The sequence below is a fragment of the Herbaspirillum sp. B65 genome, from assembly GCF_000333555.1.
GTDB classification, from domain to species: domain Bacteria; phylum Pseudomonadota; class Gammaproteobacteria; order Burkholderiales; family Burkholderiaceae_D; genus Herbaspirillum; species Herbaspirillum rubrisubalbicans.
Map to the genome: position 1 here is coordinate 1 of NZ_BADI01000177.1, position 1,842 is coordinate 1,842.

A 1,842-nucleotide genomic window follows, 5' to 3' on the forward strand; every position below is an offset into this window, starting at 1 on the left:
GCGTCTCTTACTAGTAACTAACGAACTGACCGTGACAGCGCCTCACAAGACCACCGGCTGGTACGGCGGCAGGGCCGCGCTACGCCCAACCATCTGGAATCAGGAGAAAAAACGTGTCCGCCAACAAGAACAAGAGCATCCATCTTCCCCGTCGCCGCTCGCTGGCGCGCCTGTCTGCCATCGCCCTCGGTGCGCTGACCATCGGTCTGGGCTTAAGCCCGGTGCAGGCGCAGGAAACCAAGCTGCTGCGCATCGGCTATCAAAAGGCGGCCAATACCCTGGTGCTGTTGAAAGCCCATGGCGCGCTGGAAAAGCGCCTGCAACCGTTGGGCGTGGAAGTGAAATGGGCCGAGTTCGCGGCCGGTCCGCAATTGCTGGAAGCCTTGAACGTCGGGTCGGTGGACTTCGGCTATGTCGGTGAAGCCCCGCCGGTCTTTGCCCAGGCTGCCGGTGCCGACTTCGTCTACACCGCCTATGAAATCCCGACCCCGGAGGCCGAAGCGCTGCTGGTGCCCAAGAATTCCCCCATCAAGAGCGTGGCCGAACTCAAGGGCAAGAAGGTCGCCTTCAACAAGGGTTCCGACGTGCACTGGCTGGTGGTGGCCTTGCTCAAGAAGGCCGGTCTGCAATACAGCGATATCCAGCCGGTCTACCTGGCGCCGGCCGATGCCCGCGCCGCCTTCGAGCGCGGTGCGGTGGATGCCTGGGCGATCTGGGATCCGTTCCAGGCCGCGGCCGAAAAACAGGTCGGCGCACGCCGCCTGGCCAGTGGTGCGGGCGTGGTCAGCCATCACCAGTTCTTCCTGAGTGCGCGTCCGTTCGCGGCCAAGAACCCGCAGGTGCAAAAGATCCTGCTGGAAGAAATCACCCGCGAAGGTGAATGGGTGCGCACCCACACCGCCGAGGCCGCAGCCCAGCTTTCCCCCATCCAGGGCTTGGATGCAGACATCATCGAAACCGGCCTGAAGCGCTACGCCCACATCTACAAGCCGGTCGATGCGCAAGTGCTGGCCGAGCAGCAAAAGATCGCCGATGCCTTCTACGAGCTCAAGCTGATCCCCAAGCCGCTCAAGGTCAGCGACGCCGTCCTGAAGTAATGTAAATAGTTTAAATAATTTAAAAGATATCCATCGCGTTGTCGAAGTACAGGAGCCAAGCATGAACGTTTTCTGGTTTATCCCCACCCACGGCGACAGCCGCTATCTCGGCACTTCCGAAGGGGCGCGTGCGGTCACGCATGACTACATGAAGCAGGTGGCGGTGGCCGCCGACACGCTGGGCTATGACGGCGTGCTGCTGCCCACCGGCCGTTCCTGCGAAGACGCCTGGGTGGCGGCAGCCAGCCTGATCGATGCCACCCGCCGCCTGAAATTCCTGGTGGCGGTGCGCCCCGGCCTGACCGCACCGACCCTCTCGGCACGCATGGCCGCCACCTTCGACCGCCTCTCCAATGGCCGCCTGTTGATCAACGTGGTCACCGGTGGCGATCCGGTGGAGCAGGAGAGCGATGGCATCTTCGGCAGCCATGATCACCAGCGAGCGTGCGCCCGGTATTTCGATGTTCAGACGACGTGCCAGGTTGCCGGCGGTGGTGTCTTCCTTGGCGCGGGCCAGGTCCTCGGCCAAGGCCGAGTACGCCTGGTCAGGCAGGGCCGACTTGCGGTCCCATTTGGACAGCACGGCCACGGTCTGCGGCAGGGTGGTAGCGACTTCGGGGTTTTCGATGGCGCGCTGCAGGAGGGCCACGATAGGGGCCACGAAGGTCAGCAGCAGGAAGATGGCCAGCGGAGCGATCAGCGCCAGGGCACCCAGGCGTTGCGGGTCTGGCGGCGGCAGTCGCGC

At 63.6% G+C, this 1,842-nt stretch carries 2 protein-coding genes; both read left to right on the forward strand.

Annotated elements, in window-relative coordinates:
* Positions 1-113 precede the first annotated feature (113 nt).
* Positions 114-1,097, forward strand: coding sequence for a sulfonate ABC transporter substrate-binding protein (locus I5W_RS04475; protein WP_044528340.1), 984 nt, complete (start codon positions 114-116; stop codon positions 1,095-1,097).
* Between the two features lie 61 nt (positions 1,098-1,158).
* Positions 1,159-1,842: LLM class flavin-dependent oxidoreductase (locus tag I5W_RS33125; protein WP_252716890.1), on the forward strand; the 684-nt coding region annotated here is incomplete at its 3' end.